This window comes from Sphingomonas mucosissima, from assembly GCF_002197665.1.
Lineage (GTDB): Bacteria > Pseudomonadota > Alphaproteobacteria > Sphingomonadales > Sphingomonadaceae > Sphingomonas > Sphingomonas mucosissima.
This window is the reverse complement of record NZ_NBBJ01000001.1, coordinates 1,040,349-1,060,164: the sequence shown is the minus strand read 5'-3', so window position 1 is coordinate 1,060,164 and position 19,816 is coordinate 1,040,349. Positions and strand designations below refer to the sequence as shown.

Annotated in this window: 16 protein-coding genes; 2 read left to right on the top strand and 14 right to left on the bottom strand. The window is 66.7% G+C overall.

The window, feature by feature from the left end:
* Positions 1-64 precede the first annotated feature (64 nt).
* Positions 65-526, bottom strand: coding sequence for a hypothetical protein (locus tag SPMU_RS16635; RefSeq protein ID WP_140418413.1), 462 nt, complete (start codon positions 524-526; stop codon positions 65-67).
* Here SPMU_RS16635 and argJ point away from each other — a divergent pair.
* On the top strand, positions 525-1,751 hold the full coding sequence (gene argJ, locus SPMU_RS05040) for a bifunctional glutamate N-acetyltransferase/amino-acid acetyltransferase ArgJ (protein WP_088333178.1): 1,227 nt from the start codon (positions 525-527) through the stop codon (positions 1,749-1,751). The two genes, SPMU_RS16635 and argJ, sit on opposite strands and share 2 nt — an antisense overlap.
* A complete protein-coding gene (locus SPMU_RS05035; RefSeq protein WP_245832762.1) occupies positions 1,748-2,542 on the top strand; it encodes an inositol monophosphatase family protein in 795 nt (264 codons plus the stop codon). Before argJ ends, SPMU_RS05035 begins: the two co-directional genes overlap by 4 nt.
* Before the next feature lie 15 nt (positions 2,543-2,557).
* On the opposite strand, the gene trxA is transcribed toward SPMU_RS05035, so the two are convergent.
* The 13 genes from trxA to SPMU_RS04970 all read right to left on the bottom strand — a co-directional run bounded on the left by trxA (position 2,558) and on the right by SPMU_RS04970 (position 19,809).
* Positions 2,558-2,881 carry a thioredoxin TrxA gene (trxA, locus tag SPMU_RS05030; protein ID WP_088332462.1) on the bottom strand — a complete coding sequence of 108 codons (324 nt, stop codon included), beginning with the start codon at positions 2,879-2,881 and terminating at the stop codon, positions 2,558-2,560.
* 48 nt (positions 2,882-2,929) lie between these two features.
* Positions 2,930-6,379 (bottom strand): double-strand break repair helicase AddA, encoded by a 3,450-nt coding sequence (addA, locus tag SPMU_RS05025; RefSeq protein WP_088332460.1) that lies wholly within the window; start codon positions 6,377-6,379, stop codon positions 2,930-2,932.
* A 27-nt stretch (positions 6,380-6,406) separates the two neighbouring features.
* Positions 6,407-9,343 carry a double-strand break repair protein AddB gene (gene addB / locus SPMU_RS05020; RefSeq protein WP_088332458.1) on the bottom strand — a complete coding sequence of 979 codons (2,937 nt, stop codon included), beginning with the start codon at positions 9,341-9,343 and terminating at the stop codon, positions 6,407-6,409.
* The gene (locus tag SPMU_RS05015) at positions 9,336-10,088 is read right to left on the bottom strand and encodes a nucleotidyltransferase family protein (protein ID WP_088332456.1); all 753 of its coding nucleotides are present in this window, start codon (positions 10,086-10,088) and stop codon (positions 9,336-9,338) included. The genes addB and SPMU_RS05015 overlap by 8 nt, the downstream gene beginning before the upstream one ends.
* The gene (locus tag SPMU_RS05010; protein ID WP_088333176.1) at positions 10,085-11,068 is read right to left on the bottom strand and encodes an aminoglycoside phosphotransferase family protein; all 984 of its coding nucleotides are present in this window, start codon (positions 11,066-11,068) and stop codon (positions 10,085-10,087) included. Before SPMU_RS05010 ends, SPMU_RS05015 begins: the two co-directional genes overlap by 4 nt.
* Positions 11,059-11,511: a tRNA (adenosine(37)-N6)-threonylcarbamoyltransferase complex ATPase subunit type 1 TsaE gene (tsaE, locus tag SPMU_RS05005; protein ID WP_088332454.1), complete on the bottom strand. Its 453-nt coding sequence runs from the start codon at positions 11,509-11,511 to the stop codon at positions 11,059-11,061. The genes SPMU_RS05010 and tsaE overlap by 10 nt, the downstream gene beginning before the upstream one ends.
* A complete protein-coding gene (locus SPMU_RS05000) occupies positions 11,508-13,829 on the bottom strand; it encodes a sensor histidine kinase (protein WP_088332452.1) in 2,322 nt (773 codons plus the stop codon). The genes tsaE and SPMU_RS05000 overlap by 4 nt, the downstream gene beginning before the upstream one ends.
* Positions 13,830-13,904: 75 nt before the next feature.
* Positions 13,905-14,873, bottom strand: coding sequence for an endolytic transglycosylase MltG (gene mltG, locus SPMU_RS04995; RefSeq protein WP_088333175.1), 969 nt, complete (start codon positions 14,871-14,873; stop codon positions 13,905-13,907).
* Positions 14,874-14,958: 85 nt separating this feature from the next.
* Complete coding sequence (gene fabF / locus SPMU_RS04990) at positions 14,959-16,218, bottom strand: beta-ketoacyl-ACP synthase II (RefSeq protein WP_088332450.1); 1,260 nt, start codon at positions 16,216-16,218, stop codon at positions 14,959-14,961.
* Between the two features lie 117 nt (positions 16,219-16,335).
* Positions 16,336-16,572, bottom strand: coding sequence for an acyl carrier protein (locus SPMU_RS04985; protein ID WP_046410516.1), 237 nt, complete (start codon positions 16,570-16,572; stop codon positions 16,336-16,338).
* An 80-nt stretch (positions 16,573-16,652) separates the two neighbouring features.
* Positions 16,653-17,393 (bottom strand): 3-oxoacyl-[acyl-carrier-protein] reductase, encoded by a 741-nt coding sequence (gene fabG, locus SPMU_RS04980; protein ID WP_088332448.1) that lies wholly within the window; start codon positions 17,391-17,393, stop codon positions 16,653-16,655.
* A gap of 90 nt (positions 17,394-17,483) precedes the next feature.
* Positions 17,484-18,419 (bottom strand): ACP S-malonyltransferase, encoded by a 936-nt coding sequence (fabD, locus tag SPMU_RS04975; protein WP_088332446.1) that lies wholly within the window; start codon positions 18,417-18,419, stop codon positions 17,484-17,486.
* 52 nt (positions 18,420-18,471) lie between these two features.
* A complete protein-coding gene (locus tag SPMU_RS04970) occupies positions 18,472-19,809 on the bottom strand; it encodes an ArnT family glycosyltransferase (protein ID WP_169715636.1) in 1,338 nt (445 codons plus the stop codon).
* Between the last annotated feature and the right edge of the window lie 7 nt (positions 19,810-19,816).

Below are 19,816 nucleotides of genomic sequence, written 5' to 3'. Positions count from 1 at the left end.
AGCCCGTGCGGGCGCGCGCGAGATAAAGCGATGCTGGTCCGGCGCGAGCGCCGGGGAAGTGCGCCTATTCCCGTCGACGGGTCGCGAATACGGGCTCGATCGGCGTTAGCGCGAGGATATCGCCGCCGTTGAAAGCAGCAGCCTTGACCAGCGTCGGGAGCCCAACGGACGGCCGACTTGGTGCGATCCGCGGCGATGTCGCCACCCGTACGGCCGCGACCGTGCCTTCCGCTACCGCTTGCGCTCGACCCTGCGCGCGCACGCCGCCACCGACGCCGGTCAGCGCCGAGAGCACCGCGGAGAGAAGCAGCAGCAGGTTCACGGGTGCGGACATAGGGTGGCAAGTGGGCGTGGCCAACCCAAAAGCGTCAGATATGACGCACGCGGGTTGAGCGCCGTCTCCCGCTGTTGACGCCTCGCGACAGTTTGCTGATTTATCCGGCGTTCGAGCGTCACGACAATCGGCATGCACTTGCTCGCGCTTCCAGGTGACATTCTGCATCACGCGCGGCATGGCGTCGGCCATGTCGCACGCCGTGTCTCCCCTCGCCCTGCCCTTCCCCGACCTGCCCCCAGTGGCGGGTGCTACTCCGCGAGTGGCACGTGCACGATATAAGACCTGGGACCGCTGTGACCTCAGCTTCGTTACTCTTGACGCCGGGACGAGCGTTGCGGGCGTACTGACACAGTCGCAGTGTCCGTCGCCTGAGGTGGAATGGTGCCGCAAGGCGCTGGTGCTCGGGCAAGCGCGGGCGTTGGTGGTGAATGCAGGCAATTCCAACGCGTTCACCGGCAATCGCGGGCGTGCGGCGGTGGAGGCGATTGCGGCGCGGGCGGCGGCCCATCTTGGCTGCCAGCCGTCGGACGTGTTCGTCGCCTCGACCGGGGTGATTGGGGTGCCGCTGCCGATCGACAAGGCCGAGGCAGGGCTTGATGCGGCGTTCACCGCGTCCCCGAGCGACTGGCGCCAGATCGCGGAAGCTATTGGTACAACAGATACTTACCCCAAGGGCGCCGTCACCACAGCGGTTGTCGATGGGCGGACCGTGACGTTGGTCGGGGTGATCAAGGGATCGGGGATGATCGCGCCGGACATGGCGACCATGCTGGGGTTCATCTTCACCGATGCCGCTGTCGAGGCGCCGTTTCTGCAAGCTGCGCTCAATGCCGCAAACGCGCGCACCTTTTCGTGCATCACCGTCGACGGAGATACGTCAACGAGCGACACGGTGCTGGCCTTTGCCACGGGAGCGGCCGGCAATGTCGCGTTGTCGGATGAAAACAGCCTGGGTGCGGATGCCTTCCGGGCAGCTTTAGCCGACTTGTGTCATCAGTTGGCCCTGCTTGTCGTGCGCGACGGCGAAGGCGCATCCAAGCTGATCGAAATCACGGTGGAAGGCGCCGAGAGCGACCGTTCGGCGCATCGGATTGCGATGTCGATCGCCAACTCCCCCCTGGTCAAAACCGCGATCGCGGGAGAGGACGCAAATTGGGGCCGCGTGGTGATGGCGGTGGGCAAGGCGGGCGAGCCGGCGGAGCGCGACAAGCTGGCCATCCGCTTCGGCGCCACACAGGTCGCGAGCGGCGGTCTCGCCGTTGAAGGATATGACGAGGCGCCGGTGGCGGCGCACCTGAAGGGTCAGGAAATCGAGATCGGCGTCGACCTGGGGCTGGGCGACGGGCGGGCTACTGTTTGGACGTGCGATCTGACGCATGGCTACATCTCCATCAACGCCGATTACCGGAGTTGACGCCGCGCGATCGCCAGGTTCGGGCGCTGCTCGCCGATGTGGCGCGCGAGGCGATCCTGCCGCGCTTCGGCCGCATGGCCGACGGTGATCGGGAGGAGAAGTCGCCCGGCGACTGGGTGACCATCGCCGATCGCGAAAGCGAGTTACTGCTGGCAGCGGGGCTGCAGGCGATCGATCCCGATGCGCGGGTGGTCGGCGAGGAGGCATGCGCGCTCGATCCGACGCTGCTTGAGGATATTGGCCGAGGGCGCTTGTGGCTGGTCGATCCGCTCGACGGGACGAACAATTTTGCGGCCGGCCGCACGCCGTTCGGGATGCTCATCGCCCTGGCGGAAGACGGGATTGTTCGCCACGGCTGGCTCTATGATCCGGTTGCCGATCGGCTCTGCCATGCCGGGCGCGGCATCGGGTCTTTCGTTGACGGCGTTCGGGTCAGCGCGACGGGATCGGGACGCTCGCTGCCAATCGCAACGTTTTCGCGCTACTGGATGTCGAGCGAGAAGGCTGCGCGGCTGGAGCAGCGGGCGCAAGGCACTCTGGCGCTGGAGGAGGGGCTGCGATGTGCGGCCGCGCAATATCCTGCGCTGGTCGATGGTCGCTGCGACGTTGCGCTCTTTGAACGAACATATCCCTGGGATCACGCCGCCGGCGCGCTGTTCGTCGAGGAAGCCGGGGGAAAGGTCGCGCGGCTTGATGGCGGGCCGTACCGCATCGACGATGCGGCGACCGGGCTGCTGGCCGCGGCCACACCCCAACTTTGGGATCGGGCCGCGGCGGTGTTCGCCGAGTAAACTCAGCGAAAACTTTTAGGCGAGCTCGCCTTCGAGCCATGCCTTGATACGGCCCTTCGGCTCGGCGCCGACCTTGGTGGCAGCCGGAGCACCGGCCTTGAACAGGATCATCGTCGGGATGCCGCGCACGCCGTAACGACCGGGGGCATCCGGATTCTCGTCGATGTTGATCTTCGCAATGGTGACCTGTTCACCAAGCTCCTCGGAAATCTCCTCAAGGCTCGGGCCGATCATCTTGCACGGGCCGCACCATTCCGCCCAGAAATCCACAAGCACGGGCTTGTCCGACTGGATCACGTCCGCATGGAAGCTGTCGTCGGTGATCTGCTTGGTGGCCATGTCTACTTTCTCCTTTGCGCACCCATCTAGGTCCGCGAAACGGCACTCTCAACGATCGGCAGGCAAGCTTTGCTCCGCGCGGCCCAAGCCGGGCTTGTGCGCGGCCAGGAGCGCCGGGGGCAGCCGGATCAGCAATGGCGCCGCGGTGTACAGCAATGACGCCTCCACTGGCCGATCGGGAAAGATAACCGACAGCGCTGCGGCATAGGCCGCCATCTGACGGAGGTGATATGCTGGAACGTCATCGAGCCCGGCAGGCGCGAAGCGGCCGGTCTTGAAATCGACCAGCTGAACCCGGTCAGGTGTGACGAGCAGGCGGTCGACCGTGCCGGCGATCACCAAGCCCCCTTCCACAACCGCGCTGATCGGCGCTTCGCCGAGCGAGCCGGGGCCGAACAGCGAGGCGGTTTGCGGGTCGGCAAGAATGCCGCACACGGTATCGATCAGATCCGATCGCTCCGCGGCATTGGACACTTGGCCGACCTGCAACAACCATCGATCAGCCGCTGCCCTGCGGTTCTCCGGGAGTACCGCCGGAAGGCGTTCGAACAACCCGTGGATCAGGCGGCCGCGCTGCGCGGCGGCGCGCATCGCAGGCGTTGGCGGTGGATCGGAAACGGCGTCTTCCCCGATCGATGACGGCGCCAGCGGACGCGGGGGACGTGCCTCCGGCGGCGCCGGCCGCAGCGCCCAGTCCGGGAGCGGTTCGGCGGGCAACGTATCGGACGCAGCGGATGGCCGGAGCGGCACCGCCTCCGCCGGAGTGGCGCCGCGAAACACGCGCACATCCCCTGCCGGCACGTCCAGGCTGTCGAACGTACGCTGCGCGGCGGCGTACCAGCTCAGCTCCGGCGGCCCGGCGCGGTATTTGGGGCTGAGCGAGCCCGCGACGACCAGCCTTTCCTCAGCGCGGGTCGCAGCGACGTAGAATAGCCGCCAATGCTCCTGCCGCTCGCGCGTCGCTGCCTGCGCCGCCACGTCAGCGATCGGCCCAGCGCGCTCGGAGGGCCGAGGCGGGAATACCGGGATCGGCGCGTCGGCACCCTGGGGCGTCCACATCAGCGTTCCGCCGCGCGTGGCATCCGGATCGGCTGTGGCATCGGCCAAAATCACGACTGGCGCCTGAAGGCCCTTCGCGCCGTGCGCCGTCATCACACGGACGGCGTTCAGAACGCCCTCGGCCTCGCGCTTCACCTCCACTTCGCCGCGGTCGAACCAATCCAGGAAGCGTTGCAGCGAGGGGGTGGCGGTGGTTTCGAAATCGAGGGCGGCGCTCAGCAGCTCCTCGATTGGATCGCGTGCCTCTTCGCCCAGCCGCGCAAGCAGGCGACGGCGGCCTTCGAGCGGGCCGGACAGGATCTCCTCAAGGAAGCGATAGGGCGTGGTGAAGTCCGCCCGTGCAAGCATTCTGTCCAAAGGGCCGAGGAGGTCGCGATGATGCTCGGACAGGTGGCGCCACAGGCTTCCCGTGCGCGGGACCGCGCGCGCGAGCAGTTCCTCCTGTGTCCAGCCGATGAGCGGGGACACGAGCAGGTTCGCCAGGCTGAGATCATCGTCCGGCTGAAGCACGAACCGGACGGCAGCCAGCAGATCCTGCACGGCAAGCGGTGCGTTCAGCCGCAGCCGATCCACCCCGGCCACCGGCACGCCTTCTGCATACAGGCGAGCAACTAGCAGCTGCGCGATTTCGCCTCGCCGCTTGACCAGCACCATGATGTCCTCGGGCCGGATCGGGCGCCCCTTGCTTTCGAGCATCGCGCCGCTGTCCAGCCAGCCGCGGATCTGGCGCGCGATGCGGGTGGCGTTGGCGCGCACCGCATCGTCGATCCACTCTTCATCGCCGGCGTCGTCCTCGATGTTGCCCGCGCTGATGGGCGCCCACAATTCGACGCACCCTGGGCGGGGAACTTCGCTGGCGTGCGGCGGCATGGCCGTGTCGAGCCCGAGCGCGTCGGACCCGAGCGCCTCGACCGCCGCGTCAACGAACTCCAGCACCGGCCGGGTAGAGCGAAACGAGGAGACCAGCGACAATTGTTCAAACGGCAGGCCGCGTTCCTCGTCGGGCATTCGATCATCACCGGCGACCTCGGCTGCCTTGCGCGCGAAATGCATCTCCGCCGCGCGGAAGTTGACCGGATCGGTGCCTTGAAAGCCGAAGATCGCCTGCTTGTGATCACCCACCGTGAAGAGGGTGCGCATCGACGGCGCATAAACCCCGCGCCCGACGAAATATTCGTCCACCAGCGCACGGACGATCCGCCATTGCGCGACGTTGGTGTCCTGTGCCTCGTCGATCAGCACGTGCTCGGTGGTCTGATCGAGCTTGAACCGCACCCAATCGCCGATGCCGGGCACGTCTAGGAGGCGCACGGTTGCCGTGATCAGATCGTCGAAATCAACGAGCCCGCGGCGGCGCTTCGCCGCGGCATAGGCGCGCGCATAATCCCGCCCGACGGTCAGCGCCTCCGCCAGCAGATCCGCATAGGCTGCGCGCACCCGCAGCCCGAGCAATTCCCCGCACGTGCCGTGCAGTCGCGCCGCGAGCTCGGCATAGTCCGGATCCGGCGGAGCCTGCCCTTTGCCGAAGGAGCGTGGATCGCCGTCCGCCTTGGCCCATACGAGATGCAAATCGTCGAGTGTCGCCGCGCGCTGCTCGGCGTTGGCCGACAGCCAGATAGCAATCGTTTCCGCGCGCGCCGTGCCCTTCTTCCCGCCCCAGCCGCGGTTCAGCGCGGCAAGTGCTTCGAGCGTGGTGCGATCGATCGCGTCGTCGTCGCAGGCGCCGCGGATATGCTCCTCCACATCGCCGCTCGGCAGCTCGAGCTCGCGGCGCAACCACGGCTGGATGCCGGCGGGCAGTTCCTCAAGCGCTGGGGCGGCGCGCGCACAATCGGTGAGGTAGCGTTCGGCGGCGACCTCGCCCAAGCGGATGCTGAGCTTGCCGACGGCCTCGACGGGCGCAAGCCGGCCTTCCACCTCCGCCGCGACCAGAAGATCTGCCAGCGTGGCACGGGCCAGCACCGATTCCTCGCGCGCCTCGATCGGGCGGAAGCCGGGCACGAGGCCGGCCTCGGTCGGAAATGCGGCGAGGAGCCCTTGGCAGAACCCGTGAATCGTCTGGATGCGCAAGCCGCCGCCCGGCGCATCGAGCACCTTGGCAAACAACGTGCGCGCGCGATCCCGCTGCGCCGGATCTCCCGGCTCCCCGAGGGCGACGAGGTCGGCAAACAGGTCACGGTCCTTCATCCGCACCCACGCCGCCAGCCGCTGGCTGACGCGCGCAGCCATTTCCGCGGCACCGGCCTTGGTGAAGGTGAGGCAAAGGATCGCCGAGGGGTCCACACCGCGCAGCAGCAGGCGGAAGACGCGGGCGGACAACACCTGGGTCTTGCCCGTGCCAGCGGAAGCGGAGAGCCACACGTGCGCATCGGGGGCGCTGGCGCGGCGCTGCTCGCCTCGAAGCGGGGGAAGCGGGCGAGCGCCCGTTGTGCTGCTCACTTCCGCGCCTGCCGGATCTGGATCATCTCAATTATCACGGCCGTACCATTCATCGCGCCGCATCAGCTGGTCATATTCGGCGTAAGGGGCATATTCGGGGTGCAGCTTGGCGACGAAAGCCTCGTCACCGGTCAGCCAGCGAGCGGCCGCTTCGGCGAAAACCGCGCGGGCGCGCTCCACGAATTCGCTGGTGAGGATGCGATCATTCTTGCCGTTGGGATCTACGGGCGTGCTTACACTGCCGAACGTGGATTCGCGGTTCTTGGCGAGCGACCAATATTCGAAGCCGCCGGCCGTGCCACTGATGCCGGCGAAACCACCCGCCTCCGCAATCGCGCCAAGCAAGCCCAATTGCATGGAAAATCCCGCCCGGACGGCAGCAGCGGAAGGCGCCTTGCCGGTCTTGTAGTCGACGATCGCCAGCGTGTTGTCGGGCAGGAGATCGATACGATCGAACCGGCCTGAAAGCTCGATGCCGGCGATGGTTGTGCCACCCTTCCCCTCCGCGGCGATCACCTTTCGTCCGGCATCCTGTTCCGCCGCCATGCGCTGCGCGATCCATTCCACCGCTGCAAGCAAGCGCGGCTGCCAGAGCGCGCGGATCAGCGGGTGCGTTTTCGGGTCGCTGAGCATGTCCATCGCCAGCGGGCGAAGCGCGTCCACGCGGCAGCCGGTGTCTCGCGCCCAGGCCTCCAGCACCCCGTGAACCGCGGTGCCGCGCCATGCCGCCGTAGGATCGGCATCAACCGGATCGAGCGCGGACAGGCGCAGGATCCGCTGGGCATAGAAGGCGAACGGGTCGGCTTTAAGGCGATCGACCTGCGTGACAGACATCGCGAGCGGGCGAAGCGCTGCTGTGGGGCTGGGCGCTGGCCGTGACACCGGCTGCGGCGTGCCGCCATCGTCCATCAGCCGGCTCCAGCCTTCCAGCTGGCGATCACGTGCGCGCTCGAATTCGTCACCGGCCATGGCAGCGAGCCGCAGCCACAAGCGCGACGGGATTGCCGGCGCGCGCGCATCGCGGCGTGCCCGGGTTATCAGAACCTGCCGAGCGCCCAGGCCCTGGCCGAAGTCATGCGCGGCAACGCCGATTGATCGCTCAAGCCCGGGAAGGCCGAGCGCAACGCGGATGCGCGGGGCGAGCCAGGGATCGGGCGCAGTACTGCCCGGCCAGACACCCTCGTTCAGGCCACTCAGGATCATCAGGTCGGCCGATTGCAGACGCGCTTCGATAAGGCCGTAGATCGCGAGGCGCGGGTGCCCGCCCTGTTGCGGACGGACGGCGATTTCGTCCATCAGCAGGCGCAGCATGGGAGCCAAGTCTTGCGGCGTCGCGTCGGCCGGCCCGAGCGCTGCTTCGGCCTCGAGATCGGCCAGGAGGTCCGCCGCGGCCCGTCCCGCCGGGCCGCTCCAGGCCTCCTCGCCGGCGAGCGCGCTTGCGGTGTCTCGCACGGCGGCGACCAACGCCGGCAAAGGTGCCGCGCCGCCCGCGAACGTCGTTGCCAGCGGATCCAGCAACGATCGTATTTGATGCCACCAGCTGCCGGCACGATCACCGAGGTGCCCGGCGATCCCGTCCAAGCCGGGCGCTGGCCGCGGGCCACGCAGCTGGCGATCCAATCGCCGCACGCCTTCCAGCCAGGCGCCGCGCTGATCGCCGGCGCGGACGAGCGGGTGCTTCAGGAGGGTGAGCAGCGCTAGCGGCGCGAAGCTTTCGGTGGCAGCGTCGCAGATCGCGGTCAGCAACGTGCCCGGGGGCGTGATCGATAGCGGTCGTCCGGCGCTATCGTCGACGTCTAGTCCCCAGCGTGCGCAATGCGCCGAAACCCGCCGCGCCAGTGCCCGGTCAGGCGTCACCAGCGCAGCGGTGCGCTCCGGCTCCTCGACGGCTGCCCTTAGCGCCAGCGCGATGGCCTGCGCTTCCTCTGCCGGGCTCGAAAGCTCGGCAATGCGAACGCCTGCCAACTGGCGTTGCTGCGGCCGCAACTCGGTCCAGCGCGCCGTGTATTCCGCGGGCGCGAGCGCGGTGGCGATCGTCCGACCGCGCGCAGCCGACGCGTCGTGGTCGCTGCCATCAGGCCACAGCGCGACATCGTCGCGGGCCAGCCCCATGCGCGAGAGCAGTTGCTTCAAGTGAAACTGTGGATGCACTTCGATCGACCGCGCGACACGGCCGGTGACCGGATCGGGTTGGTGCGGCCCGAGCGACTGCCACTCGTCCTCTGCCATGTCGCGGTCGACGCCCGCTAGCACGACCAATCCGTTGTCCAGCGCGGCGATCCGACCAAGCAATCTGGCGACCGACGGTGCTGCGTCCGTGATACCGGCTGCGCAGACGAAGCCGTCAGGCGCGCTCACCCGCCAGCGCTCCTCGAGGCGACGGAGCAGCAGCACGCGACGTGTGGCGCTGTCGATCCGGCCAAGGCGGGCAAGCTCACCGGGCCAGTGATCCAGGATCACGCGGAAGAGCTCGAGCGATTGGCGCCAATGATCGGTGAGCTCGCCGAGGTCGAGCTCGGACAAGCGCGCCGGGTCCACCTCCTCGACGATCAGCTGATCGAGGGTGCGCGCCAAATCACCCGCCAGCCGGACCGCTTCTGCCGTATCCAGCGCTGGTTTCGCCTCCTTGACCAGCCGGGCAAGGATCATGCGTCGCGTCAGGGGCTCGACAGCCGCGGGGGGCGGGTCAGGCGCGTCCGCGGGATCCAATGCTGCGCCGATCGCTTCACCAAGATCGTCTGCACCGATGGCGACCAGACGCGGCAACACCAGCGCGCCCCCCTTTGCGCGGACAAAGGCGTTGGTCACCGCCAGCTTCGCGCGATTGTTCGGCAGGAGTACCAACCCCCGGGCGAGCTGAAGCGGATCACCCCCGAAGCGGCGGATCAGGCCGGTGACGAGCGCGTCGGCAAATGCCCGGTGCGCCGGAATGGTGTAGAGCCGCGGCCCCGTCCGCTCACCCATCGATCAGCAGAGCTTCCGCCCTGGCGATCGCAGCAGGTGTCCCGACATCGACCCACAACCCCTGGTGGACAACGCCGTAGGCGCGTCCCGCCGCAATCGCTCGTTCCCAGAACAACATGGTCGAGAACGGCCCCTCCGGCGCATCTTGGAGGATCGCGGGATTGAGGATCTGCACGCCGATGAACACAAAGGGCGCCAGCCGGCCCGGCCGCCGCCGGCTGGTGATCCGGCCGTCAGCACCGATATGAAAATCGCCCTGGCCCTTGTGGCAATGCGCCCGGGCAAGTGGCACGAGCAGCAGCAGAACGTCCATCTCCGCCGCATTCCAGCGCGCCGCCAACAACGACAGTGCGTCGATCGGGCCATTGAGCCAGAAATTGTCGCTGTTCACGACAAAGATGGGGTCATCCCCGAGCAGCGGCTTGGCCTTCATCAAGCCGCCGCCGGTTTCAAGCAATTGCGCCCGCTCGTCGGAGACCAGCACCTCGATGCCGTCCACCGATTGGAGATGCCCCTCCAGCGTGTCCGCGAGATAATGCGCGTTGACCACCGCCCGCTTCACCCCTGCCGCGCGCAAGTGATCCAGCGTGTGATCGAGAAGCGTCTTCCCGGCCACTTTGATCAGCGGCTTGGGACGTGTGGCCGTCAGCGGCCGCATCCGCTTGCCGAGCCCGGCCGCCATCACCATCGCCGTTGTCGGCATTGGTGCCGCAAGCTCGGGGCGGATCACACGCGGCTTGATCATTGGGCGCTCAGCAGCAGGGGATCGCCGCGACGGTCGGCGGGGATGTTGGCATCGAACCAGCGCGCTACCGGCGCGAGTTCCGGTCGGGCAAGGTCGCGTTCCAGATAGGACCACACGCGCGGACACAGACCGGGATAGCGATCCTTGCCGTCGCGCTTCCACAACCGGGTGAAGATGCCGATGATCTTAGCGTTCCGTTGCGCGCCGAGCACGTGATAGGCGCGCAGGAATGCCTCGCCTTCGCTGGTCGCCGCGCAATAGCGGCTCAGCATCGCCTGCTCCAATGCGGGGTCCACATCGCGGCGAGCGTCCTGCAACAATGACACGAGGTCATAGGCCGGGTGGCCGGCAAGCGCGTCCTGGAAGTCGAGCAGGCCGAGTGAACGGGTCGCGCCCACCAGCATCAGGTTTTCGACGTGATAGTCCCGCAGCACCGTGACAGCGTCATCGAAGGCGGCGTGTTGCAACACTGCGTCCCACGCATCGACGTAGCCCTGTGCATCAACGTGCAGCCCCAGCGCCGGGCAATACCATTCCACGAGAAGCCCTGCCTCCCGCTGCAGCTCGGCACGATTATAGGCCCGCCAGGGCCCCGCCGGATGGGCACGGAGCGCGATCAGCAGATCAACGGCGTTGGCGTACAATTCCGTGGCAAGGCCGGGATCGGCATCGATCGCCTCGCGCATGCGATTGTCACCAAAATCCTCCAGCAATACGAGGCCGCGCGCCTCATCGATGGCGTGGATCTTCGGCGCCCCGAAACCGCGCTCGGCGAGCCATTCGGCCACTGCGATGAACGGGCGCGGATCTTCATGCGGCGGCGGCGCGTCCATCAAGACGGCGCGGCGCGCGCCGTCCACGATACGGAAATAGCGTCGAAACGAAGCGTCGCCGGCGAGCGGCAGCACTGTCGCCTCGGCCCATCCGTGCGCAGCGAGAAAATTGTGCGCTTCGGCGGGCGGCGTCATGTCTAGGACCATCGGCGCTCCCATGCCGCCGGCGCTTCCCAAGTCAAGCGCCTCGCGCCATTCGGTTCGATAGCGATCGCAAGTCGCAGCGCATGCGGCCAAGCGCCCTCACCTGCACGGTCCGGCCATTCGACGATCAGCGCCGCATCGAACAACGCCTCGTCCAGCCCCAGTTCCCGCAGATCATCTGGCCCGTCGAGGCGATAGAGATCGACGTGGAGCACCGGGAAACGAACCTCGGGCGGATCATAGGGCTGCACGATTGCGAAGCTCGGGCTGGGTGCTTCGCCGGCGAGCCCCAGGGCAGCCAGCAGCCCGCGAGCGATGCTGGTCTTCCCGGCCCCAAGCGGCCCCGACAGTGTGATTACGTCACCTGGCCCGAGCACCTCGGCAAGACGCATGCCGACCGCCTCGGTGGCAAGAGGATCGGCAAGGTTCAGCGCACCCGTTTTCATCGCGGCAGCTCCACCTTGACCAAGGTCCCGGCCCCGACCTCGCTGACGAGCGAGATACTGCCGCCGTGCGCCTCGACGAACTGCTTCGCGAGCGGCAAGCCAAGATCCAGCGCGCGTACCCCGCGCGTCGTCGTTGGCTTGGCAAACCGGTCAAAGGCGTGCCGCGCGGCTTCCTCGTCCATACCATCGCCGTCATCCGACACGATGATGCGGGCATGTTCGTCCGTGCCATCGACGTGGAGCAGCACGCGCCCGCCCCTCGCCGCAGCGTTGATGGCGTGTCGCAGCAGATGCTCCATCGTCTCGCGGATGCGGCGCACGTCGCCGTTCAGATGCCCGGCGCTGGAAGCGATTTCGGTCGCGAAGTCGATGTCCCTTTCGGCTGCCGAGTCCGCCACTGCCGCTGCCGCCGCACGCGCGACCTCCTCGAGATCGACCGTCTCGCGCCGTAGCGGCATGTCGCGCTCGCCTTGGGTCAGATCGAGCACTTCGTCGATCAACACGCCCAGCCGGCTGACCGAGTCGAGGATCGCCGCGACATATTGATCCGCCTGCTCGGTCAGCGCGCCTGCATAGCCGGCTTGAAGCATTTCGGCGAAGCCGCTGATCGAGGTCAACGGCGTGCGCAGCTCGTAGCTCATGTTCGCGACGAACGCCGTCTTCACCTTGTTGGCCGCTTCAAGCGCAGCGGCGCGATCGCGCAGCGCCTGTTCCGCGCGCCGGCTGTCGCTGATGTCCAGCATCGTGAACAGCGCGTTGCCATCCGGCAAAGGAACCGCGGCAAACGCGAAATGCCGGCCATCTGCGAGCGCCACCCGCCCGCTGCGCTGCTGCCGATCGCTCGTTGCGGAGCGAACGAGTTCTGTCACCAGCGTCGCCCTGTTGGGTGTGCGCAGCTTGGGTGCGATCTTTTCCGCAACGGCATCCACCCTGGGGTGACCGTTCAGGAACTCCTCCTCGAACTCCCAGAGTGCGCGGAACCGATTGTTCCAAAGCTGAAGCCGGCCATCGGCAGCGAACACGCCCAATGCCTCGAACAGGTTATCGAAGGTGGCGGTTCGCACGCGGAGCAGCGTGTCCCTGGCGGACGCGAGCTGCACCTCCTCGGTGCGGTCCTCGAAGATCAGCAAGAGGCCGCCGTCGGGCAGCATCTGGGCAAGCACGCGGATGTGGACACCGCCGGGAAGATGCCAAGTTTCTTCGGTAGCCGCGTCGGTGCGGGTGAACCAGTCCCGCCGCTCCGCTTTCCAGCCTGGAAAATCGCGCACCTCCGGCAGGCGATTTGCCTCGCGCATACGCTCGAGCACCCGGTCGAACTCCGGTCGATCGGTCAACCACTCGCCGCGCATCGCAAACATTCGCCGGAACGGCTGATTGCAAAAGATCATCGACCGATCGCGGCCGAACTGGGCCACACCGGCCGACAGGCGGTCCAGCATGGCGCGTTGCGCGGCCGCGAAACGGTGCTCACGCGCGCGGGCTTCTTCAAGCTCCTCCACGTCGATGGCGAACCCGGCAACGCCGCCGCCGGGCAGCGGAACGTCGTACAGCTGCATCGATCGGCGCGCCCCGCCGATGGTGGCGGGCAACACTCGAACCTCCGGTCGGTTTGATTCCCGTGCCGCCGCCGCGCCTGCCAACGGCCCCCCTTGGCCAGATCCTTCGATCAGCTCCACGCCGCGGGCGACGACGTCGGCAGCATCGGCGCCTTCCACAGCCTGAACATAAGCGGAGTTGACCATGGACAGGCGCAGGTCCGGCCCGCGATACCACATCGGCAACGGAGCGGCTTCGATCAGGCCGGTCAGCGCATCAAAAGCGTCGCGAACCTGCGCCTGCTCTGCGGCGAGCCGCTCCACTTCTTCCTGCGCCTCACTGGCGTCATGAACCCAGATCACGACGTCCGTGGTTTCGGTACCCATCGGCGCCCTGGCACCACGCAGCGTCAGCGTGCGCGCGGCGCCGCGCGGCCGGACCTGCCGCACGAACGATCCGCCGGACCGCTGAACCGTCTTCACGTCGGCGAGCAGCTGTTCCGCATCGCGCGGATCGAGGCCGCCACCAGCAGCGCTCAACCCGTCGAAATCTGTCGGTGGCTGCACCAGGCCAAAAAGGTCAGCAATCCGCGCCGGCATCTCGATGCGATGGTCGCCGCGGATCAGGATCGGCTGCATCGGGGCGCTCGCCAGCAGCCCCTCCGCTAGTGACAACCGCTGGGCCTGACCCCGCGCCGCGGCGAGCGCCTTGAGGCCGCGGTGGAGCACGGCGGTAGCGGCGCTGACCAGCAACAACAGGACGACGCCAGCGGCAATTAACATAGGCGTGGTCAAGAACGGGGCGAGTCCGTGATGAGGATGAACACTTCTACGCCCGCGAGCCGTGAATTGAACAGCCTACATCTCTCCCCGGGCGCGGCGGATCGCATACCATTTCGCCACGTTCGCATTGTGCTGCGCCAACGTGTCGGCAAACACGTGTCTGCCCGTGCCATCGGCCACGAAGTAGAGCGCGGACGTTTTTGCCGGATCAAGAACGGCGTCGATCGATTCGCGCCCCGGGTTCGCGATCGGGCCGATCGGCAGACCAGCGCTGGCGTAGGTGTTGTAGCCGTTCTTTGCCTGCAGTTCGGACCGTTTGATGCGGCGACCAAGCGGCTTGCCCTTGGTGATCGGGTAAATGACCGTGGGGTCCGCCTGGAGCGGCATCCCGAGCTTCAAGCGGTTGGTATAAACGGCAGCAACCATCCGACGCTCGGAGGGCTTGCCGGTTTCCTTCTCCACGACCGATGCGAGGATCACCGCTTCCTCCGGAGACTTCACGACGCTTGCCGGCGTGCGCTTCTCCCACGCGCGCGCGAGATAATCTGTCATCGCCTTCTGCATTCGCGCCAGCACCGCCGCGCGTGTGTCGTTTAGTTGATAAGCGTAGCTGTCCGGAAGCACGGAGCCTTCACGTGGCACGGCGACATCGCCGGAAAGCCCCTCGGCGCGCATGAGTGCCTCGTGCACCAGGATAGACGGATATCCTTCCGGCACCGGCACGAGGCGCTGGCGCACCTTGCCGTCCTCAAGCAAGGTCAGGATATCGGACGCGCTGGCGCGTGCGGGAATAGCATATTCCCCCGCCTTGATAGGCTTGCCTGTGCCAAAAAAGCGGGCGTAGCCGCGGAAGCGCCAGGCCGAACGGATGGCGCCCTGCTTCTCCATTTCGCCCGCCGCGCGGGCGAGGCTTGCGCCCTCCGGAACCACCACCGCCAGCGGCTTGGGCGCCGGGCCTTCGCCCGACCAGTCACGCGCCACCCAGGCGAGCGCGGCAATCAGCGCAAGACCGATTAACAATCCCAGGCAACCAGCCTTGCGCATCATTTCACCCCGGCGGTGGCCGGAGGTCCAGTTCATGGCCGGCCAAGAAATACGCTCCGGCCGAGGCCGGAGCAGGCGATTGCGATCAGATGGCCTTCATGACCAGCGACGCATTGGTGCCGCCAAAACCAAAGCTGTTGTTCAGCACGGCGCGCACCTGCCGCTTCTTCGCGACATGCGGCACAAGATCGACACCGGCGCAATTATCGCTCGGGTTGTCGAGGTTCAGCGTCGGCGGCACGATCTGGTCACGCATCGCGAGAATGCAGAAGATGCTCTCCACCGCACCCGCCCCGCCAAGAAGATGGCCGATCGCGGATTTGGTCGAGGACATCGAGAGCGAGCCGATATGGTCGCCGAAGAGCCGGCGGACGGCACCGAGCTCCAGTTCGTCACCGAGCGGCGTGGAGGTGCCATGCGCATTGATATAGTCGATGTCCTCCAGCTGGAGACCGGACCTGCGCATCGCCATCTCCATCGCGCGGAAGGCGCCCGAGCCTTCGGGATGCGGCGCGGTGACGTGATAAGCATCGCCCGACAGGCCGTAGCCGATCACTTCGGCATAGATCCTCGCGCCGCGCGCCTTGGCCCGCCCATATTCCTCGAGCACCACCACGCCGGCGCCTTCGCCCATGACGAAGCCGTCGCGATCCTTGTCGTACGGGCGGCTGGCCTTCTCGGGTTGATCGTTGAAATTGGTGCTGAGCGCCCGCGCCTGCGCGAAGCCGGCAATGCCAAGCGGGCAGATCGCGCTCTCGGCGCCGCCCGCCAGCATCACGTCGGCATCGTCCATCGCAATCATCCGGGCAGCGTCACCGATGGAGTGCGCGCCGGTGGAGCACGCCGTCACCACGGCATGGTTCGGCCCCATCAAGCCGTACTTGATGCTGACCTGGCCGGAAATGAGGTTGATCAGACGGCCGTGCACGAAGTGCGGGCTCACCCGGCTAGGACCCTTTTCGTGGCGGACGATCGACTCGATCTCGATGCCCGGCAGGCCACCGATGCCCGACCCGATCGAGCAACCAGCGCGGTAGCGCTCTTCTTCGGTCATCTCGGTCAGACCTGCGTCCTCGAGCGCCTGACCTGCTGCATCGATGCCATAGACGATGAAAGGATCAACCTGACGTTGAACCTTGTGATCCACCCGTTTGGACGCGTCGAACCCATATTCATGGTCCGCCGGCTTCACCTCGCACGCAATGCGACACTTCTGATCAGAAGCGTCAAAGCGCGTGATGGGCGCGGCGCCGGATTTACCGGCGATAAGACGGGCCCAAACTTTCTCCACGTCTGCCCCGAGCGGGGTAACGAGGCCAAGACCGGTGACGACGACGCGGCGCATTGCGCTACTCCATGAACATTACAACGAAACGGCTCCCCGCCCTCTAGCCGGGGACGGGGAGCCGCTCAAATCCGGGCCGAGGCAGCGCAGGCTCAAAGCCCACTGCCCCGTGCGCGATCAGCCCTTGTGCTCGTCGATATAAGTGATCGCGTCACGCACGGTGGTGATCTTTTCGGCGGCGTCGTCCGGGATTTCCACACCGAACTCTTCCTCGAATGCCATCACCAGCTCGACGATGTCGAGGCTGTCCGCGCCGAGATCGTCGATGAAGCTGGCGTCTTCGGTCACCTTGTCGGCTTCGACGCCGAGATGCTCGACGACGATCTTCTTCACGCGGTCGGCGGTCTCGCTCATATATATTCCCTTTGTTTCGTCGAGGGGTTGTTGAATCCTGAACGCAGGTAGAACGGGGTTCGTTGCGATACAAGTCTGCTTTAGACCATCGCCATCCCGCCGTTCACGTGCAGGGTCTGTCCGGTGACATAGCCGGCCTCGCGCGAGGCCAGATACACCACCGCCGCGGCCACGTCTTCCCCCTTGCCCAGATCACCGGCGGGGATCTTGGTGAGAAGCGCGGCCTTCTGGGCTTCGGGGAGCCCATCGGTCATCGCGGATCGGATAAAGCCCGGCGCGACGCAATTGACCGTGACGTTACGGCTTGCGAGCTCCTGCGCGACCGCCTTTGACATGCCTACGAGGCCGGCCTTAGACGCCGCATAGTTCGCCTGCCCCGGATTGCCGGTCTGCCCTACCACCGACGTGATGGAGATCACGCGGCCGAACCGCTGCTTCATCATCGGCTTGGCTGCCGCCCGCATCAGCCGGAATGCGGCCTCCAGATTGACGCGGATCACCTGATCCCATTCGTCATCCTTCATCCGCATCGTGAGATTGTCGCGCGTCACGCCGGCGTTGTTGACCAGGATGTCGAGCCGGCCACCAAGCGCCTCCAGCGCAGCGGGAACGAGGCCGTCGACCGCAGCCGCATCGGACAGATTCGCCGGCACCGCCACGTGATCGCCGCCAAGCTCACCGCAGAAGGTCGCCAGTTTTTCGGCATTGGAGCCCGACACGGCGAGGCGTGCGCCTTGCGCCGCCAGGGCCTGCGCGATCGCCGAGCCGATGCCGCCGGACGCGCCGGTTACCAGCGCCGTCATTCCCGTGAGGTCGAACATATCAATCTCCTGTATTCACATCCGGCGCACAGCACGCGGATGCCGATACCGAGCGCGCAACGTCTGCCCCGGCATATTGATGCATCAGCCTCACAGGCTCTTCAGCAAGCCTTCGACATCGTCCATCGACACGATGCTGACCGCGGTTACGTCCGGCGCAATCCGCTTGACCATCGGCGCCAGCACCTTGCCGCCGAATTCAACGAACTCGGATACGCCAGCATCAACCATCGCCAGCACCGACTCGCGCCAACGCACCATGCCGGTCACCTGCTCGACGAGCAGGCGGCGAATGGTGTCGGGGTCACTCGCCGGCGCCGCGATGACATTCGCGTAGACCGGCACGAGCGGTGCCGAGACCTGCGCGCTCGCCAACGCTTTCTCCATCGCGTCGGCGGCGGGCTGCATCAGCGGGCAGTGAAACGGGGCGGAGACGGGGAGCGCGATCGCGCGCTTCGCACCATGGTCCTTTGCCAGCGCAATCGCGCGATCAATCGCCGCCTTGGCGCCCGAGATCACAACCTGGCTTGGATCATTATCATTCGCGACGGTGCAGACCTCGCCCTCGGCAGCGGCGGATGCGATCGCCTCAGCCTTCGCAAGATCCGCACCCAGCAACGCTGCCATGCCGCCCTCGCCCACCGGCACAGCGGCCTGCATTGCCTGGCCGCGCAGCTTCAGCAATCGCGCCGTGGTGGAAAGATCGAGCGCACCCGCGGCACAGAGCGCGCTATACTCGCCCAAGCTGTGACCGGCGACGAGATCCGCCTTTTCCGCCAGGCGGACGCCGCCTTCCTTCTCCAGCACGCGCAGGGTGGCGAGCGCATTGGCCATGATTGCGGGCTGGGCATTCTCAGTTAGCGTCAGTTCGTCTGCCGGACCTTCCGTCATCAGCCGAAAGAGGCTTTGGCCCAGCGCATCGTCCACTTCGCCGAAGACATCACGCGCATGGGAACTGGCCGCGGCCAGCGCCTGGCCCATGCCGACTGCCTGACTGCCCTGCCCCGGAAAGATGAACGCTCGCATCTGCCTCTCCCAAATCGAAGAGGCGCGCGGTAGAGCGGTCAGGGCGGCGGGGTCAACCGCCCTGCGGCCGCACCAGCACCATGTCCGGGCTTGGCGTGAACATGCGGCGCGCGATGGAGGCGGGCACCAGGGGCTCCAGCCCGAGCCATCGGAGCGCAGCGCCGAGGCGCGTCGGCGGCGACGGATAGCGTGCCACCACGTTCCCAGCGGGCGCAGCGTCCGCGGGCGCAACGATCAGGTCGCCACCATGTGCGGGCAGCGGCCGGATGTTCGACTGTCCCAGAAAGTTCATCGCGATGTCGGCGCGAGCGACGTCGTTAGGGGCCCCAGCGATGGTGGCGCGGGGATGCGCCTCTGCCGCCAGCACCAGCGCCTCCATGCCCCACCGGGGATGCGCGTTGCCCACGCTCATGAGCAGCAGGTTGGTGGAAACGAGCAGCGCAAGAACGAGTGTGCGGACCAGCGGCGTCACCCGGTCGAGCCATGCTGCGACCAAGATGATTGCCGCCAGCGCTGCCAGCATGAAATAGCGGGGGTTGAGCACCAGCTTGGTATAAAGAACCGAAACGAGCAGGAAGCTGCTGGCCGCGATGAGCGCGAGGAGCAGGAACGGCGCGCGTCGATTTGCCGGCGTCACTCGCCACGTCCCGGCGATCAGCGCCACACCGGCCATCCAGAACAACAGGCCGAAATCATCGTTGATCAAGAGGACGAGCAGCGGATCAAGCGGCGCCCACAGGAGAAAGTTGCCCTCATGATTGGCGGCACGATCGATATGCTCGTCGTGATTGAAAGCGATGACGTAGCGCCGCAGCGGTTCGCCGGTCATGGCGTATTGGAAGAGGGCCTCGCCCACGAGCACCAGCGCCGCGCCGAAGGCACAGGCGATCAGTACGCGGCGCGAAAAGGGCCGGCCGATCAGCAGTGGGCCGAGCACCGCAAGCGCGAGCACGCTGGTTTCCCGGCAAAGCACCGCGACCCCGAACATCGCCCCGCCGGCTGCGGCCCGCATTAGCCCGACGCGATCCTCCGCAGCCGATCCGACCAGCCAGGCGCCCGTCAGCAGCGCAGCGGCTTCCAGCAAATCCACGCTGACCGTGCTGGCATGCACCACCACGACCGGCAGTGTCGCGGCGAGCAGGGCGGCGATCCATCCCGTACGCGGCGTGAAGGCTTTCGCCGCGAAGACCCCGACTGCCGCGACCAAAACGACATAGAAGATTATGGCGGTAACCGCGAAAGCGGTGAAGTTATTGCCGAAAACCGCGATCACGGCGGCGAAGGAGAGGGTCAACGGAAAGCGTGTCGACCAGTGATCGCTGCCGGCAAACGGTGGATCGATCAGCCAGCGCATTGCGCCGGCATGGTATAGCGAATCGTCGGATGCCATGAAGCCG

Excerpts from the sequence above, each read along its gene's own strand:
- SPMU_RS04970 (WP_169715636.1), bottom strand. The coding sequence starts at position 19,809 with ATGGCATCCGACGATTCGCTATACCATGCCGGCGCAATGCGCTGGCTG.
- fabF (WP_088332450.1), bottom strand. The coding sequence starts at position 16,218 with ATGCGCCGCGTCGTCGTCACCGGTCTTGGCCTCGTTACCCCGCTCGGG.
- fabG (WP_088332448.1), bottom strand. The coding sequence starts at position 17,393 with ATGTTCGACCTCACGGGAATGACGGCGCTGGTAACCGGCGCGTCCGGC.
- SPMU_RS05000 (WP_088332452.1), bottom strand. The coding sequence starts at position 13,829 with ATGTTAATTGCCGCTGGCGTCGTCCTGTTGTTGCTGGTCAGCGCCGCT.
- addB (WP_088332458.1), bottom strand. The coding sequence starts at position 9,343 with ATGGGTGAGCGGACGGGGCCGCGGCTCTACACCATTCCGGCGCACCGG.
- fabD (WP_088332446.1), bottom strand. The coding sequence starts at position 18,419 with ATGCGAGCGTTCATCTTTCCGGGGCAGGGCAGTCAGGCAGTCGGCATG.
- tsaE (WP_088332454.1), bottom strand. The coding sequence starts at position 11,511 with ATGAAAACGGGTGCGCTGAACCTTGCCGATCCTCTTGCCACCGAGGCG.
- SPMU_RS05010 (WP_088333176.1), bottom strand. The coding sequence starts at position 11,068 with ATGGTCCTAGACATGACGCCGCCCGCCGAAGCGCACAATTTTCTCGCT.
- SPMU_RS04985 (WP_046410516.1), bottom strand. The coding sequence starts at position 16,572 with ATGAGCGAGACCGCCGACCGCGTGAAGAAGATCGTCGTCGAGCATCTC.
- SPMU_RS16635 (WP_140418413.1), bottom strand. The coding sequence starts at position 526 with ATGGCCGACGCCATGCCGCGCGTGATGCAGAATGTCACCTGGAAGCGC.
- argJ (WP_088333178.1), top strand. The coding sequence starts at position 525 with ATGTCGCACGCCGTGTCTCCCCTCGCCCTGCCCTTCCCCGACCTGCCC.
- mltG (WP_088333175.1), bottom strand. The coding sequence starts at position 14,873 with ATGCGCAAGGCTGGTTGCCTGGGATTGTTAATCGGTCTTGCGCTGATT.
- trxA (WP_088332462.1), bottom strand. The coding sequence starts at position 2,881 with ATGGCCACCAAGCAGATCACCGACGACAGCTTCCATGCGGACGTGATC.
- SPMU_RS05015 (WP_088332456.1), bottom strand. The coding sequence starts at position 10,088 with ATGATCAAGCCGCGTGTGATCCGCCCCGAGCTTGCGGCACCAATGCCG.